Consider the following 14554-nt stretch of genomic DNA (forward strand, 5'->3'; position numbering starts at 1 on the left):
TTCGATGGTTCGGTCGCAAGCTCCCTCACGAGGTTTCCTCCTCGTGGGCAAGCAGGTGGTACAGCACGGCCATGCGCACGTGGACACCGTTGCGGACCTGCTCGGTGATGGCGGCCTGCGGGCTGTCGGCGACGACGGAGGCGATCTCCATGCCGCGCAGCATCGGGCCGGGGTGCAGCACGACGGCGTGCTCTGGCAGCAGCTTCAGGCGGCGCTCGTTGAGGCCGTACGCGATCGAGTACTCGCGCGAGCTCGGGAAGAACCCGCCGGTCATCCGCTCGGCCTGCACGCGCAGCAACATCACGGCGTCCTGCGAGGCGAGCTCGGAGTCGATCTCGTGCGAGACCGTGACCGGCCACTTCTCGACGCCGGTGGGCAGCAGGGTCGGCGGGGCGACCAGCGTGACCTCGGCACCGAGCGTGGTCAGCAGGTGCACGTTCGACCGGGCGACCCGGCTGTGCAGGACGTCGCCGACGATCGCGACCCGGCGGCCGTCGAGGCTGCCGAGGCGGTCGCGCAGCGTGGCGGCGTCGAGCAACGCCTGCGTGGGGTGCTCGTGCATGCCGTCGCCGGCGTTCACCACGGACGTGCTGGTGTGCTTGAGCCAGCCCGCGAGCCGGTGTGCCGCACCGGATGCCGGGTGCCGCACGATCACGCAGTCGGCCCCCGCGGCCTGCAGGGTCAGCGCGGTGTCGCGCAGCGACTCGCCCTTGCTGACGCTGGAACCGGAGCTGCTGACGTTGATCACGTCGGCGGACATCCACTTGCCGGCGATCTCGAAGCTGACGCGGGTGCGGGTGCTGTTCTCGTAGAACATCGTGATCACCGTGCGGCCGCGCAGCGTCGGCAGCTTGCGGACCTCGCGGCCGAGCAGCGCCTGCTTCAGCCGGTCCGCGGTGTCGAGGATCGCGATCGCCTGGTCGCGGTCGAGGCCGTCGGTGGAGAGCAGGTGCTTCACTTCAGCACCACTCCGTCGCGACCGTCGAACTCCTCGAGCATCACGACGACGTCCTCGGTCTTGGACGTCGGCAGGTTCTTGCCCACGTAGTCCGCGCGGATCGGCAGCTCGCGGTGACCGCGGTCGACGAGGACGGCGAGCTGGACGGCGCGGGGCCGGCCGTGGTCGCGCAGGGCGTCGAGCGCGGAGCGGATGGTGCGGCCCGAGAACAGGACGTCGTCCACGAGCACGACCAGCTTGTCGTCGATGCCGCCCTCGGGCAGCTTCGTCGCCTCGAGCGGCCGGGTGGGGCCTCGGCGCAGGTCGTCGCGGTAGAGGGTGATGTCGAGCGTGCCCTCGTGCACCGTCCGGCCGGAAAATTCGGCGATCTTAGCGGCTAGACGTCGTGCGAGGGGGGCTCCACGGCTGGGAATACCCATCAAGACGACGTCGGGTGCGCTGGGTGCATCGAGAGCGGTCTTCTCGATGATCTGATGGGCCATTCGGGCGACAGTGCGCGCGACGTCACCGGCCGAAAGAATCTCGCGATCCCCGGCCGGATCCGTCGCGCCACGTTGACGTGACGCCACGGCTGGACCTCCTTCCCCGCCTCACTGGACGGGTCCTTAAAGGACGTCGGACACCTAGTGACAACTAGGCTGACCTGCACCGTATCACCTACGGACGGTCAACCATCCGAGTGGTAGGCCAGGCGTGGCGCGCGTCTCTCGACGAGATCAGCTTGACCTGCCGACCACGGCGAGTAATCATTACTCTGCGTATCGATCTAAGCCTCCCCGCAGCACGCACGTACTGCTGACGGGGCGAATGAACGGAGAACCGCCACATGGGCGACTACGCCAAGGCGCTGGGGGCCAAGCTCCGCGCTATCCGCCAGCAGCAGGGTCTGTCCCTGCACGGCGTCGAGCAGAAGTCCGGCGGTCGCTGGAAGGCCGTGGTCGTCGGCTCCTACGAGCGCGGTGACCGCGCGGTGACCGTGCAGAAGCTGGCCGAGCTGGCCGACTTCTACGGGGTTCCCGTCGCCGAGCTGCTGCCCGAGGGCCGGGTGCCCTCCGGTGCCGAGCCGGCCACCAAGATCGTGATCAACCTCGAACGGCTGCAGCAGCTGCCGGTCGAGAAGGTCGGCCCGCTGGCTCGCTACGCCGCGACCATCCAGTCGCAGCGCGGTGACTACAACGGCAAGGTCCTCTCCATCCGCACCGAGGACCTGCGTTCGCTCGCGATCATCTACGACATGACGCCGGGCGAGCTCACCGAGCAGCTGATCGACTGGGGTGTGCTGCCTCCCGAGGCCCGTCCCGCCAAGGAAGACTGAACTCCACCGCACGTTCGGAGCAGTGGCTCCCCTGACGTCCTGCCAGTCGCCCTGAGGACGTCGGGGGAGCCACTGCTGCTTTTCCGGGGGAGCCACCCAGCGTGACCACCTACCGCCAGGTACTGCTCACGCCGCGGGTCGCGCCCCTGCTCGGCGCCGCGCTGTGCTCCCGGCTCGCCGAGCAGATGTTCACGCTCGTGCTGGTCTTCCACGTGCTCGACGTGTTCGGGTCGGCGGCCCTCGCGGGCGTCGTGGTGTTCGCCGCGGTCGCGCCCGGTCTGGTCGTCAGCCCGCTGGCGGGCGCCCTCCTCGACCGCACCGGGGTGGTGCGGTCGATCGTCGCCGACCTCGTGGCGAGCGCGGTGCTGGTGGGCGCGCTGGCGTTCGCGCCGGCCTCCGTCACGCTGGTCCTGGTGCTGGCGGCGCTGTACTCGCTGACCAGCCCGCTGAACCTGGCCGGGGTGCGCGTGCTGTTGCCGAGGCTGGTGCCCCGCCATGCCGCCGAACGGGCGAACGCGCTGGACTCCGGCCTGTTCAACCTGGTCGAGGTGCTGGGGCCGGTGCTCGCGGGCACGGTGTTCGTCCTGGCAGGTGGGCAGACGGCCCTGCTCGTCGTCGCCGCGCTCTACCTCGTGGCCTGCCCGCTCGTGCTCCTGCTGCCGTCGGACCGTCCCTCACACGCGGTGCGTCCGCCGCTGCTGCGGTCCACCTTCGACGGCGTGCGCTACGTCCTGACGCACCCGGTGCTCCGGGGGCTGGTCGTGTCCTACGGCCTCTACCAGGTCGCATGGGGTGTGCTGGTGGTGGCGGTGCCGACGGTGGCCGGCGACGTGCGGGCAGGCGTGTTGTGGGGTGCGGCCGGGATCGCGGGGCTCGTCGGCGCGCTGATCGCGGGGCACGTCCTGCGCGAGGGCAGGGAACGCGCGGCGATGATCGCCGGCACCGCGGCCACGGCGGCCGCGGTGCTGGTCGCGAGTGCTGGCCTGATCGGGCTGGCCGTCGGACTGGTCGTGGTGGGACTGGTGTCCGGGCTGGTCAACGTGGGTCTGCTGACGCTGCGTCAGCGTCGTACGGATCCGGACAGGCTCGGGCGGGTGCTGGCGGTGTCGATCAGCCTCAACGTGCTCGGCATGCCGATCGGTTCGGCTGCCGGCGGCTTCCTGCTCGAGCGGTCACCCGTGCTGGCGTTCGCGACGGCGGCGGTCGCGGCGGTGCTCAGCGCGGTGGCGGTGTGGACACTGGTGCCACGAGCCGGCGGACGTGCTCCCGGTCCGTGATCGCGTGGATCGCGGCGATCCTGCTCTCCCGCACCGTGAAGGCCACCAGCGCGACCGGCTGTCCGTCCACCACCGACACCAGTCCCGCCTCGCCGCCGACGACCGCGGGTTCCACGCACGGCGCCGCCTGCAGCACCGACGCCTTGGGCGCGACCATGCCGGCACCGCGCAGCCAGATCTCCTCGGAACGCAGCGTCACGTCGGCGTCCAGCACGTCCTCGCCCGCCATGAACGCGTCGACGACCTGCCGCTGCCCGGTCAGGTCCACATCGGACACCGGTCTGCCCGCCACTCGCTTGCGCGCCCGCGCCTCGACCTGCAGCGCGCCGAGCGGTGTGCGGCCGATCAGGGGCGCCACCTGCTCGAACGGCTCCTCGAACATGTCGTGCAGCACGTAGGCGACGCGCTCGTCCGGGGTCAGCGCGTCGAGTGCGGTGAGCACGCCGAGGCCGGGTTCGTGGTTCGGTTCCCTGCTCACCACGGGATCCGGCATCCGGAAGCCGCTCCTGGACCGCACGCGCAGCATCGTCAGGCTCACCCGTGCGACGACGGTGCTCAGCCAGCCCGGCTCACCGGTTTTCTCGATCTTGCGGCGTGCTTCCCGCACCGCGTCCTCGGCTTCGGCGAACCGGCCGAGCATCCGGTAGGCGAGTCTGTCCTCCTGGTCCGGCTCCCCGATCATCGTTGGTCCCCTTCAGTCGAGCGCCCACCTCAAATAGACACCTGGCGGGCTCTCGACATGACCAGCGACGGCAGTGGTATTGCTCACGGAACAAGTGCGGCGAGTTGCGCCTTGTCCTGGATCACGTGGATCGCGACGATCTGCCCGTCGCGCACGGTGAAGGCCATGACCGAGAACGGCACGCCGTCCACCCGCGCGATGAAGCCGGCCTCGCCGCCGATGACCGCGAACTCGGCGGCCGCCATGGTCGCGTACCTGCTGAACAGGGCGGCCCGGCCGGCGACGGTGCGTCCGCCGATGACCTCCAGAGCGCCCGCGCGCAGCACGGCGTCCGGGTGCAGCACCGCGACCAGGCCTTCGAGGTCACCCTCGCGGGACGCCTTGAGGAACGCCTGCACCACTTCGCGCTGTTTCGGCAGGTCGACGTTCGGCTGAGGCCTGTCCTGCACGCGCTTGCGAGCGCGGGACGCCAGCTGCCGGGCCGTCGCCGGGGTCTTGCCGATCAACGGCGCGATGTCGTCGAACGGCACCGCGAACATGTCGTGCAGCACGAACGCCAGCCGCTCGTCGGGCTTGAGCGAGTCGAGCACGATCAGCATCGCGAGCCCGACCTGGTCCTTCGCGACGGCCTGGTGCTCGGGCTCCTCCCCCGTCTCGATCACGGGGTCGGGCATCTCGAACGCGTGCTCCCGCCGGTCGCGCAGCATGTTCAGGCACACCCGCCCGACGACGGTCGTGAGCCAGGCGGCCGGGTTCTCGACCTGCGCGGTGTCCGCGCGTTCGACGCGCAGCCAGGCGTCCTGCAGCGCGTCGTCGGCCTCGGCGAACGACCCGAGCATGCGGTGGGCGATGGCGCGCAGGCGCGTGCGCTCCTGCTCGAACTGCGCGATCAAAGCTTCCCCCTGTGGCCTGGCGCACACCCTGTCACGTTCTCCGGCACCACCGGGTCGAGAGGGCGACGACTCATTCGGGAGGGTAATCGTGAAGATCCTCGTGACCGGCGGCACCGGCACGCTCGGCAGGCACGTGGTTCCGCTGCTGCGCGAAGCCGGAGCGGACGTGGTGGTGCTGAGCAGGCACGGCGACATCGCCTGCGACCTGCTCGGTGACGTCCCGCCGCTCGAGGCGGACGTCGTGGTGCACCTCGCCGGCGGCCAGAAGGGCGACGACGCCGCGACCCGCAACCTGCTCGCGGCCTGCCGGGGCGTCCGGCACCTCGTGTACATCTCGGTGATCGGCGCCGATGCCGTGCCGCTGGCGTGGTTGCGCACGAAGCACGCGTGCGAGCAGGCGGTCGAGGCGTCGGGCATCCCGTTCACCATCCTGCGCGCGGCCCAGTTCCACGACCTGACGCTGACGGTGGTGCGCGGCCTCGCGAAGCTCCCGGTCGTGCCGGTGCCGGGGATGCGGCTGCAGCCGGTGGACGCTCGCGACGTGGCCTCGCGGATCGCCGGTCTGGCGCTGCGCCCGCCCGCCGGCCGCGTTCCGGACCTGGCCGGGCCCGCCGACTTCGAGCTGCGGGAGCTCGTGCGCGACTACCTGACCGTCGCGGGCAAGCGCCGGCTCACGGTGCCGGTGCGGCTTCCCGGCCAGGCCGGGAAGGCGTACCGGTGCGGGCGGAACCTGGCGCTGGACGGCGACCGCGGCACCCGCACGTGGGAGGAGTTCCTGTCCGATCGGTAGTGTCCTGGCACCGTGACAGGACTTCTCGCTGATCAGAACCCGCTGCCGTCCGGTGTGGACTCCCGGCTGCGCGAGCACCTCACGTTCCTCATCGAGGTCGACCGGCTCAAGACCGTGCTGCGCGCGTCCCCTCTCGCGGCGGCGGACAGGCGCGAGAACGACGCGGAGCACTCGTGGCACCTCGCGCTGATGGTCATGACGCTCGCGGAGTACGCCGACGAACCGATCGACGTCGGCCACACGATGAAGCTCGTGGTGGTGCACGACCTCGTGGAGATCTACGCGGGTGACACGCCGATCTACGACACCGCGCTGGGCGAGAGCCAGCAGGAACGCGAGGAGGCCGCCGCCGACCGGTTGTTCGGCATCCTGCCCGCCGACGCGGGCCGCGCGCTGCGGGCGTTGTGGGACGAGTTCGAGGCGCGTGAGACGCCGGAGGCTCGGTTCGCGAAGGCCATGGACCGCCTGCAACCGTTGCTGCTCAACTGGATGGCGAAGGGCGGGACCTGGCGGACGCCGGGCGTGAAGGCGCAGGACGTGCGTGCTCGCAAGGCCGTGATCGGCGAGGGCTCGACGACGCTGTGGCAGGCGGCGCTGCACCTGATCGACGAGGGCGAGCGGCGCGGCTGGGCTCGGACCTGAGAAGACCGAAGGGCCACGTCGCCGTTGACGTGGCCCTTCGCAAGCAGAACCGCTACAGGACGGCGCGCAGCTGGTCCGCGATGACCGCGATCCGGCCGAGCACACCGTTCACGAACCGCGGCGAGTCGTCCGTGGACAGGCCCTTGGCGAGCTCCACGGCCTCGTCGATGGCCACCGCGTCCGGCACGTCGGTCGCCCACAGCAGCTCGTACAGGCCGAGGCGCAGGATCGCGCGGTCGACCGCCGGCATGCGCTGCAGGGTCCAGCCTTCGGCGTGCTCCGAGATGAGGTCGTCGATGCGCGAGTGGTTCGCGGTGACGCCCTCGACCAGCGTGACGGTGTAGTCGTTCACCGGCGGGACGTCAGGGGACCCGACACGCGAAGCCAGCAGCGTCACTGCGTCGCTGCCCAGCAGGTCGGCTTCGTAGAGGAAGTCGACCGCGCGCTTGCGGGCCTTGCTCCGAGCACCCATCAGGACTTGTCGCTGATGCGGCCGAGGTAGCGGCCGTCGCGGGTGTCGACCTTGATCTTCTCGCCGGTCGTGACGAACAGCGGGACCTGGATCTCGGCGCCGGTCTCGAGGCGGGCGGGCTTGGTGCCACCGGTGGAGCGGTCGCCCTGCAGGCCGGGGTCGGTGTGCTCGATGACGAGCTCGACCGACGTCGGGAGCTCGATGAACAGCGGGACGCCCTCGTGCGTGGCGACCATCGCCTCCTGGTTCTCCAGCAGGTAGTTCGCGGCGTCACCGACGGTCTCGGACGCGACCGGGATCTGGTCGTAGGTGTCACCGTCCATGAAGATGAAGTCGGTGCCTTCCTTGTACAGGTAGGTCATGCCGCGCTTGTCCACGGTGGCGGTCTCGACCTTGGTGCCCGCGTTGAAGGTCTTGTCGACGACCTTCCCGGTCAGCACGTGCTTGAGGGTCGTGCGCACGAAGGCGCCACCCTTGCCGGGCTTGACGTGCTGGAACGCGGTGACGGTCCAGAGCTGGCCGTCGAGGTTCAGCACCAGGCCGTTCTTCAGGTCGTTCGTGGTGGCCACGGTGGGATTTCTCCTGTGTAGGACGGGGGTGTCAGACGACCACGAGTTCCTTCGTGGTCAGGGTGAGGAGCTCCGGCCCGCTTTCGCGGACCACGAGGGTGTCCTCGATGCGGACCCCGCCCCGCCCCGACAAGTAGACGCCGGGCTCGACGGTGACCGCCATACCGGCCGAAAGTGTACCGGCACCTGCCTTCGACAACGCCGGTGCCTCGTGGATCTCCAGCCCGACCCCGTGACCGAGGCCGTGCAGGAACTCGTTCCCGTGCCCCGCCTTCTCGATCACCTCGCGCGACGCGTGGTCGACGTCGCTCACCTTCACACCCGGCCCGAGCGCGTGGCGGCCCGCCGCCTGCGACCGCGCGACCAGGTCGTACAGGTCGCGCTGCCAGTCCGCGGGCCTGCCGAGCACGAGCGTGCGGGTCATGTCGGAGTGGTAGCCGTCGACCAGGGCGCCGAAGTCGAGCTTGATGAAGTCGCCGGTGTGCAGCGTCGCGTCCGTCGGCGAGTGGTGGGGCACGGCCGAGTTCGCGCCGAACGCCACGATCGAGGAGAACGACGGGCCCTCGGCGCCGTGGTCGAGCATGCGGCTCTCCAGCTCGCGCGCGACCTCTCGTTCGGTGCGGCCCGCACGCAGGCCGCCGTGCCCGATCAACGCCGCGAGCGCGCGGTCCGCCGCCGCGCACGCCATCCGCAGCGCCTCGATCTCGACCTCGTCCTTGACCAGCCGCAGCTTCTCGACCAGGCCGCCGGCCTTGTGCAACTCCGCCTTCCCGGCAGCCGCCGTGAGCTCGTCCAGGCCGTCGACCGTGACGTGGTGGCTCTCGAACCCGAGCCTGCCCTTCGCCCTGCTCGCGAGCGCGGTGTCGCACGGCCGGTCGATCAGCCGTTCCAGGTCGGGCACCTGCTTCGCCGACTGGGTGAGATAGCGGCCGTCGGTGCAGAACACCGAGGTGTCGTCGCCGCTCGCGTCGACCAGGACGGCGGCGTTCGACCCGGTGAACCCGGTCAGGTACCGGACGTTCAGCAGGTTCGTCACGAGGAGCGCGTCCAGGTTCGCGGCCTGGAGCGCCTGGCGCAATGCGGTTCGGCGTGCGGCGTACGACGACATGTCTCGCAGCGTACGGCCGGTCCTAAGCTGTCCGCATGCGTCCTTGGTTCGTCCGTGCGTTGTGGATGGGGCTCCTGCATGGAGCCGTGCAGACCGGCGTGGCGGCCGTGGGCGTGCGCAGCCCGGAAGCCTCCTCGATCCGGCCGATCGCTCTCGGTCTCCTGATCGTCGCCGCGGTCCTCTGGGGCGCCGTCGACACGCTGCGCGACCTGGACGGGCGCGGCATGCAGTGGTTCATCGCGTCGCTGATCGCGGGCCCGTTCGCGGGGGCGCTGGGCGTGATCGGGTCGGCGTTGCTGGTCGACCAGACCGGGCAGGAGGCGCTGTGGGTGGCGCTGACGGGCGGGGCCGCGTTCACGGCGTTGCTCGTGCTCGCGCCCGCCGGGCTCGGGATGCTGCTGGGCGGCTTCCTCGCGAAGGAGGACCCGGCTAGTCCGCGGAGCCGACCGTGAGCAGGTAGCGCGCCGAGGTGCTGAAGTCGCCGAACTCCCCCGCGACCACCAGCTCGTGCTCACCCGGCTTCAACGGCGGGATCCACGCCCACAACCCGCAGGCCTGAGCCTGCACGCGCCCCTCGCGGGCGCCCACCGCGTTGTCCGGCGCGGCCTCGAACGTGATCCCGACCGGCGCGATCCGCCGCAGCTCCACCAGCTGCCCGTCGAGCGTCACCGACCCAGTGCCGCCGGCCATGAACGACTCGCAGTTCGTGACCGTGTTGACCGCCGGACCGGCGAGCGGACGACCCGCGGGCACCTGGCACCGCCTGTCGACGGGCCCGCCGAACGTGCCCGCGAAGAACCACACGTCCTCCGGCTGGTTCTCGGCGCACCACTGGCCGGTGTCGTCGACGACGGGGTTGCGGTTCTCCGGGCTCGACGCCGCCCACGTCCACCACTTCGCCTGCAGGTCCCGATCGGACAGCCGCTCCGCGCTCGCCGTCGTCTCACTGCTGACGGGCGCGGGCTCCGGCGCGGCCGCGCATCCGGCCAGGAACAGGGCGAACGCGGCGATCAGCAGTCTCGGCACGATCGGCATCTTTACACGTTCAGACGCCTACCAGCTCGATTTCGAAGCCGTCCTCGTTCTCCAGGAACGCCGCGTAGTGGTCCGGTCCTCCCGCGTGAGGATGCCTGTCCGCGAACATGAGCTTCCACCCGTTGGCCTCGGATTCCTCGGTCAGCCGGTCGACGTCCTCCCGGGTTCCCGCGTGCAGGGCGAGGTGGTTCAGGCCCGCTTTCATCCGATCGTGTGGACCCGTCATGGCCGGGGACTGCTCGACCACGACGTAGGTCTCGCCTAGCTTCCAGCTGACGCCGGCGGTCCAGCGCTGGTGCTCGGTCCAGCCGAGCTCGGTGAGGATCCACCCGAACGCGGCCTCGGCGCGGGCGAGGTCCGGGACCCACAATTCCACGTGGTGGAGCAACGGTTTCCCTTACGTGTCAACGAACTGATCAGCGGTAGATCGGGAAGGTACACACGGGCGGCTCGCCGGATGAGCGAGGATCGGCTCGTGAAGATCGTCTCGAACGCCGAGCGCCCCGACCTCCAGGGCCCCGCACAGGACTCGCTGCGGGACGGCTGGCCCGCGTTCGTGCTGCGCGGCGAGGTGCCCCGCGCCCACCGCGACGCCGTGGCGGAGTACTTCCCGCGCTACGACGTGCTGCTCCTCGAGGACGACCTGGTTCTCGCGCGGGCGACGGCGGTCGCGCTGCGGTGGGACGGTGACACGGCGACTCTGCCCGACGGTGGCTACGACGGCGCGCTGGTCGCGGCGGTCACCGAGCACGAGAGCGGCGTTGCGCCCGACACGGTGTGCGTCGTGGCGGCGACCGTGCGGACCGGACGCACCGGCAGTGGCCTGGCGGGCGAGGTGCTCACCGGGTTGCGCGAACGGGCCGCGTCCGACGGGCTCGCACGGGTGATCGTGCCGGTGCGGCCGACGCTCAAGGCGACCTACCCGTTGACGTCCATGGAGGACTTCCAGCGGTGGACCCGCGCGGACGGCCTGCACCTCGACCCGTGGATCCGCACCCACCAGCGGCTCGGTGCCACGATCCTGCGGCCCGCGCCCCGGTCGATGGTGGTGACCGGGACCGTCGCGGAGTGGGAGCGGTGGACCGGGATGGCGTTCCCGCAGAGCGGCCGGTACGTCGTCGCAGGCGGGTTGGACCTGGTCGAGATCGACCGGGAGCGCGACCAGGGGGTCTACGAGGAGACGAACCTCTGGATGCGCCACCCGGACGGCACATGACCCGTATCTGGCACATCCGAATGCGGAATGTCCGTTAATTGGTCCTTGATTGACGATCAACTGGGTGCATCTGGAGCCAGAATCGCCACTAGCGTCCTGGACATCCCACTTCGAATCCCGGACCAAGGGCGGCCATGACCGACAACTCCCGCACCCGCAACAAGATCTCGGGCGATGTCCGGACAGGAAGCGCGGTCGTGCAGGTGCACAACCTGATGGGCGACCTGCAGTTCGCGATGAACCCCGAGCGGCCGGCGGCCGCGGTGCACCCGCGACTCGGCGCGACCACGGTGGAGGCGGTCTTCATCAGCGCGACCGCACTCGCCGCCGTGGCCCTTCTGAGCTGGCGCTACTTCTGCTTGAGCGACAGCCAGCGCAGCGCGAGCAGGTAGCCCTCGACGCCCAGGCCGACGATCACGCCGCTCGCGACCGCCGAGATGACGCTGTGGTGCCGGAACTCCTCGCGCTGGTGGATGTTCGAGATGTGCACCTCGACCAGGGGGCCGGTCAGCTGCGAGCAGGCGTCGCGGACCGCGATCGAGTAGTGCGTCCAGGCTGCGCCGTTGAGGACGACCGGGATGGAGGCGTCGGCGGCCTCGTGCAGCCACTTGACCATCTCGCCCTCGTAGGCGGTCTGGCGGACCTCGACGTCGAAGCCGAGTTCCTTGCCCTCGGCCACGCACATCTCCACGAGGTCGGCGTGGGTGGTGCTGCCGTAGATGAGCGGCTCGCGGGTGCCGAGGCGGTCGAGGTTCGGGCCGTTCAGGACGAGGACCTTCACAGCAGCACCTTTCCGGAGCCGGTGGTCGGCTCGGCGGCGACGGCCGAGTACGCGGCGGCGATCAGGGCCGGGTCCGGGCCTTCGAGGCGGCCGGGCTTGGCGAGGCCGTCGAGGACCACGAAGCGGAGGACGCCCGCCTTGTTCTTCTTGTCGACCTTCATGCCCTCCATGAGCTGCGGGAGGGCGTCCGGGTCGTACGTCGTCGGCAGGCCGAGCAGCTGCAGGACGCGCTTGTGGCGGTCGGCCGTCTCGTCGTCCAGGCGGCCGGCGAGGCGGGCCAGTTCGGCGGCGAAGACCAGGCCCACGCTGATCGCGGCTCCGTGGCGCCAGCGGTAGCGCTCGCGGCGTTCGATGGCGTGGCCGAGGGTGTGACCGTAGTTCAGGATCTCGCGCAACGACGACTCGCGCAGGTCCGAGGTCACCACGTCGGCCTTGATCTGGATCTTGCGGCGGACCAGCTCGGCCAGCACCTCCCCGGTCGGGTCGAGGGCCTGGGCCGGGTCGGCCTCGATCAGGTCGAGGATGACCGGGTCGGAGATGAAGCCGCCCTTCACGATCTCCGCCATGCCGGCGACGAGTTCGTTGCGCGGCAACGTTTCCAGCGTCGCGAGGTCGACGAAGATCGCGTCCGGCTCGTAGAACGTGCCGACGAGGTTCTTGCCCGCGTCGGTGTTGATGCCGGTCTTGCCGCCGACCGCCGCGTCGACCATGCCGAGCAGCGTCGTCGGGATGTTGACCAGCCGCACGCCGCGCATCCACGTGGACGCGACGAAGCCCGCGAGGTCCGTGACCGCGCCGCCGCCGAGGCCGACGACGACGTCGGAGCGCGACAGGCCGATCTTGCCCAGCACGTCCCAGCAGAAGCCGGCGACCGCGAGGTCCTTGCCGTCCTCGGCGTCCGGGACCTCGACGCGGTGCGCGTCGGCGCCCACGGCCTTGAGCTCGTCCACCAGCACCTTGGCGGTCTCCGCCAGGGTCGGCTGGTGCACGATCGCGATCTTGGCGGTGCCCTTGAGGAACTCGACGATGTCGCCGAGCAGGCCGCGGCCGACCACCACGTCGTAGGGCTTCTCCGCGGCGACCCGGATGCGCACGGGCTCGGTCATGCTTCAGCTCCCTTGATCACCGCGTCGGTCACCTGCTCCGGATCGAGCGAGTCCGTCAGGACCTCGATCGTCGCGACCTCGCGGTACAGCGGCAGGCGCGCGTCCAGCAGCGCCTTGAACGTGGCACGCGGGTTGATGCCGGACAGCAGCGGCCGCGAGGACGACAGCCCCGTGCGGCGCACGCCCTCCGCCATGCCCACGTTCAGGAACACGACGGTGTGCTCGCGCAGGCGCTCGCGGGTCGTCGCGGACAGCACCGCTCCCCCGCCCAGAGCCAGCACGCCCTCGTGCTCGACGAGTGCCTTGGCGACCGCTTCCTCTTCCATGGCGCGGAAAGCGGGCTCGCCGTCGGTGGTGAAGATGTCCGAGATCGGCTTGCCGGCGAGCTCGACGACGTCCGCGTCGACGTCGCGGAACGGCACACCGAGCCGTGCGGCCAGCAGTTCGCTGACGGTGGTCTTCCCGGCTCCGGGAGGACCGACCACCACGTACTGGGGGCTCACATGCCCTCCCAGCGGGCTTCCAGCGCCTTGAGGTACGCGTGGGCGTTGCGGCGCGTCTCGGGCAGCGAGTCGCCGCCGAACTTCTCCAGCGCGGCCTCGGCCAGCACCAGCGCCACCACGGACTCCAGCACGACACCGGCGCGCGGCACGGCGCAGACGTCCGAACGCTGGTGGATCGCGACCGCGGCCTCACCGGTGCGGACATCCACAGTGGACAGTGCGCGCGGCACGGTCGAGATGGGCTTCATCGCCACGCGGGCGCGCAGGATCTCACCGTTGGTGATGCCGCCCTCGAGACCACCGGCGCGGTTCGAGCGGCGCGTCACGCCGACCGGGCCGCTGCCGCGGTCGATCTCGTCGTGCGCCTGCGAACCCCAGCGCTTCGCCGAGGTGAAGCCGTCGCCGATCTCCACGCCCTTCATCGCCTGCACGCCCATGAGGGCGGCGGCGAGACGCGCGTCGAGGCGGCGGTCCCAGTGCACGTGCGAGCCCAGGCCCGGCGGCAGCCCGTAGACGAGCACCTCGATGACGCCGCCGACCGTGTCACCGGCCTCCTTGACGGCCTCGACCTCGGCGACCATCGCGTCGGTGCCGCGCTGGTCGAAGCACCGCACCGGCGACTCGTCGATCGCGGCCAGGTCGTCGGGCGTGGGCAGCGCGGCGTCCGCGGGCGTCTCGGCCTGGCCGATGGACACCACGTGACTCACGATCTGCACGCCGAGCAGTTGCTGCAGGAACTGCCGGGCGACCGTGCCCAGCGCCGTGCGGGCCGCGGTCTCCCGGGCGGAGGCGCGCTCCAGCACCGGGCGGGCCTCGTCGAAGCCGAACTTCTGCATGCCCGGCAGGTCGGCGTGGCCGGGACGCGGGCGGGTGAGGGCCTCGTTGCGGCCGGTCGGCTTGAGCAGGCTCGGGTCGACCGGGTCCGGCGACATGACCGTCTGCCACTTGGGCCACTCGGAGTTGCCGATCGTGACCGCGACCGGGCCGCCCTGGGTCTTGCCGTGGCGGACGCCGCCGAGGATCTCGACCTCGTCCTGCTCGAAGCCCATGCGCGGCGAGCGACCGAACCCGAGCCTGCGGCGCCCGAGCTGGGCGACTAGGTCCTCGGTGGTCACCTCCACCCCGGCGGGCATGCCCTCCAGAACGGCGACGAGGGCGGGGCCGTGTGACTCTCCAGCGGTGATCCAGCGCAGCACGTTCACAATCC

General features: G+C 70.8%; 20 protein-coding genes. 7 read left to right on the forward strand and 13 right to left on the reverse strand.

Features of this window, described 5'->3' with window-relative positions; genetic code table 11:
• Positions 1-25: 25 nt before the first annotated feature.
• Positions 26-958 (reverse strand): aspartate carbamoyltransferase catalytic subunit, encoded by a 933-nt coding sequence (locus DFR72_RS31190; RefSeq protein WP_090069058.1) that lies wholly within the window; start codon positions 956-958, stop codon positions 26-28.
• The gene (gene pyrR / locus DFR72_RS31195) at positions 955-1527 is read right to left on the reverse strand and encodes a bifunctional pyr operon transcriptional regulator/uracil phosphoribosyltransferase PyrR (RefSeq protein ID WP_089912344.1); all 573 of its coding nucleotides are present in this window, start codon (positions 1525-1527) and stop codon (positions 955-957) included. The genes DFR72_RS31190 and pyrR overlap by 4 nt, the downstream gene beginning before the upstream one ends.
• Positions 1528-1784: 257 nt before the next feature.
• Here pyrR and bldD point away from each other — a divergent pair, with 257 nt between their 5' ends.
• Positions 1785-2273, forward strand: a complete 489-nt coding sequence (gene bldD, locus DFR72_RS31200) for a transcriptional regulator BldD (protein ID WP_030471611.1) — start codon at positions 1785-1787, stop codon at positions 2271-2273.
• 101 nt (positions 2274-2374) lie between these two features.
• On the forward strand, positions 2375-3550 hold the full coding sequence (locus DFR72_RS31205) for an MFS transporter (protein WP_090069057.1): 1176 nt from the start codon (positions 2375-2377) through the stop codon (positions 3548-3550).
• Here the strand turns inward: DFR72_RS31205 and DFR72_RS31210 are convergent.
• Complete coding sequence (locus DFR72_RS31210) at positions 3489-4232, reverse strand: sigma-70 family RNA polymerase sigma factor family protein (protein WP_090069055.1); 744 nt, start codon at positions 4230-4232, stop codon at positions 3489-3491. The genes DFR72_RS31205 and DFR72_RS31210 overlap by 62 nt on opposite strands.
• Before the next feature lie 83 nt (positions 4233-4315).
• Positions 4316-5125 carry a sigma-70 family RNA polymerase sigma factor gene (locus tag DFR72_RS31215; RefSeq protein WP_256239455.1) on the reverse strand — a complete coding sequence of 270 codons (810 nt, stop codon included), beginning with the start codon at positions 5123-5125 and terminating at the stop codon, positions 4316-4318.
• Between the two features lie 88 nt (positions 5126-5213).
• On the opposite strand from DFR72_RS31215, the gene DFR72_RS31220 reads away from it, so the two are divergent.
• Together DFR72_RS31220 and DFR72_RS31225 are read left to right on the forward strand one after the other, a co-directional pair.
• Positions 5214-5915 carry an SDR family oxidoreductase gene (locus DFR72_RS31220; protein ID WP_170176482.1) on the forward strand — a complete coding sequence of 234 codons (702 nt, stop codon included), beginning with the start codon at positions 5214-5216 and terminating at the stop codon, positions 5913-5915.
• Between the two features lie 12 nt (positions 5916-5927).
• The gene (locus DFR72_RS31225; protein WP_090069054.1) at positions 5928-6557 is read left to right on the forward strand and encodes an HD domain-containing protein; all 630 of its coding nucleotides are present in this window, start codon (positions 5928-5930) and stop codon (positions 6555-6557) included.
• 52 nt (positions 6558-6609) lie between these two features.
• Here the strand turns inward: DFR72_RS31225 and nusB are convergent, their stop codons facing one another.
• The 3 genes from nusB to DFR72_RS31240 are packed head-to-tail and all read right to left on the reverse strand — an operon-like array spanning position 6610 to position 8706.
• Complete coding sequence (gene nusB / locus DFR72_RS31230; RefSeq protein ID WP_090069052.1) at positions 6610-7029, reverse strand: transcription antitermination factor NusB; 420 nt, start codon at positions 7027-7029, stop codon at positions 6610-6612.
• Positions 7029-7598: an elongation factor P gene (gene efp, locus DFR72_RS31235; protein WP_090069051.1), complete on the reverse strand. Its 570-nt coding sequence runs from the start codon at positions 7596-7598 to the stop codon at positions 7029-7031. The genes nusB and efp overlap by 1 nt, the downstream gene beginning before the upstream one ends.
• A 31-nt stretch (positions 7599-7629) precedes the next feature.
• Entirely contained in the window at positions 7630-8706 is a 1077-nt protein-coding gene (locus DFR72_RS31240) for a M24 family metallopeptidase (protein ID WP_090069049.1), read from the reverse strand.
• 35 nt (positions 8707-8741) lie between these two features.
• Here DFR72_RS31240 and DFR72_RS31245 point away from each other — a divergent pair, with 35 nt between their 5' ends.
• On the forward strand, positions 8742-9158 hold the full coding sequence (locus tag DFR72_RS31245; RefSeq protein WP_143086848.1) for a B-4DMT family transporter: 417 nt from the start codon (positions 8742-8744) through the stop codon (positions 9156-9158).
• Here DFR72_RS31245 and DFR72_RS31250 read toward each other — a convergent pair.
• Both DFR72_RS31250 and DFR72_RS31255 read right to left on the reverse strand, forming a co-directional pair.
• The gene (locus tag DFR72_RS31250) at positions 9136-9732 is read right to left on the reverse strand and encodes a hypothetical protein (protein WP_211335594.1); all 597 of its coding nucleotides are present in this window, start codon (positions 9730-9732) and stop codon (positions 9136-9138) included. The genes DFR72_RS31245 and DFR72_RS31250 overlap by 23 nt on opposite strands.
• A gap of 19 nt (positions 9733-9751) precedes the next feature.
• On the reverse strand, positions 9752-10117 hold the full coding sequence (locus DFR72_RS31255) for a VOC family protein (RefSeq protein ID WP_245983676.1): 366 nt from the start codon (positions 10115-10117) through the stop codon (positions 9752-9754).
• Between the two features lie 99 nt (positions 10118-10216).
• On the opposite strand from DFR72_RS31255, the gene DFR72_RS31260 reads away from it, so the two are divergent.
• Together DFR72_RS31260 and DFR72_RS31265 are read left to right on the forward strand one after the other, a co-directional pair.
• Positions 10217-10957 carry a hypothetical protein gene (locus tag DFR72_RS31260; RefSeq protein ID WP_143086847.1) on the forward strand — a complete coding sequence of 247 codons (741 nt, stop codon included), beginning with the start codon at positions 10217-10219 and terminating at the stop codon, positions 10955-10957.
• Between the two features lie 134 nt (positions 10958-11091).
• Positions 11092-11349 (forward strand): hypothetical protein, encoded by a 258-nt coding sequence (locus DFR72_RS31265; RefSeq protein WP_090069042.1) that lies wholly within the window; start codon positions 11092-11094, stop codon positions 11347-11349.
• On the opposite strand, the gene aroQ is transcribed toward DFR72_RS31265, so the two are convergent.
• The 4 genes from aroQ to aroC are packed head-to-tail and all read right to left on the reverse strand — an operon-like array spanning position 11307 to position 14543.
• A complete protein-coding gene (gene aroQ, locus DFR72_RS31270) occupies positions 11307-11738 on the reverse strand; it encodes a type II 3-dehydroquinate dehydratase (protein WP_090069040.1) in 432 nt (143 codons plus the stop codon). The two genes, DFR72_RS31265 and aroQ, sit on opposite strands and share 43 nt — an antisense overlap.
• Positions 11735-12844 carry a 3-dehydroquinate synthase gene (gene aroB / locus DFR72_RS31275; RefSeq protein WP_090069039.1) on the reverse strand — a complete coding sequence of 370 codons (1110 nt, stop codon included), beginning with the start codon at positions 12842-12844 and terminating at the stop codon, positions 11735-11737. The genes aroQ and aroB overlap by 4 nt, the downstream gene beginning before the upstream one ends.
• Positions 12841-13347, reverse strand: a complete 507-nt coding sequence (locus tag DFR72_RS31280) for a shikimate kinase (protein ID WP_090069037.1) — start codon at positions 13345-13347, stop codon at positions 12841-12843. Before DFR72_RS31280 ends, aroB begins: the two co-directional genes overlap by 4 nt.
• Complete coding sequence (aroC, locus tag DFR72_RS31285; RefSeq protein ID WP_090069176.1) at positions 13344-14543, reverse strand: chorismate synthase; 1200 nt, start codon at positions 14541-14543, stop codon at positions 13344-13346. The genes DFR72_RS31280 and aroC overlap by 4 nt, the downstream gene beginning before the upstream one ends.
• Positions 14544-14554: the final 11 nt, after the last annotated feature.

The sequence above is a fragment of the Lentzea flaviverrucosa genome (assembly GCF_003350445.1).
Taxonomy (GTDB): Bacteria; Actinomycetota; Actinomycetes; order Mycobacteriales; family Pseudonocardiaceae; genus Lentzea; species Lentzea californiensis.